This is a genomic window from Chryseobacterium sp. SIMBA_028, assembly GCF_046535285.1.
In the GTDB taxonomy this organism is placed as follows: Bacteria; Bacteroidota; Bacteroidia; order Flavobacteriales; family Weeksellaceae; genus Chryseobacterium.
Genome location: NZ_JAWRWZ010000474.1, coordinates 1 through 259 on the forward strand (window position 1 = coordinate 1; position 259 = coordinate 259).

At 35.9% G+C, this 259-nt stretch carries 1 pseudogene; it reads right to left on the bottom strand.

What is annotated here, in order from left to right:
• Positions 1-259: pseudogene (locus SCA31_RS24180) on the bottom strand (phenylalanine--tRNA ligase subunit alpha); the annotation flags it as partial.

Here is a 259-nt window from a genome sequence, read left to right on the forward strand (position 1 = left end):
CACCAGATTGATCGGATGTCTTGATCCTAGATCCAGTGGAAACGCAGGTCTTGTAAGATCTTCTTTTTCGGTAATAAGAGAAGATTCGGAAGTATTTTTAAAATCTTCCAATTTTACAGCAACAGCCTGCTTCAAAGAATTAATCTTCTGTCCGAATTCTTTTTTCTGATCATTAGGAACGTCTTTTAATGTTTCGTAAAAATCATTCAGTACTCCTTTTTTACCGTTGTACTTAATTCGGAAGCTCTCTATCTCCTCT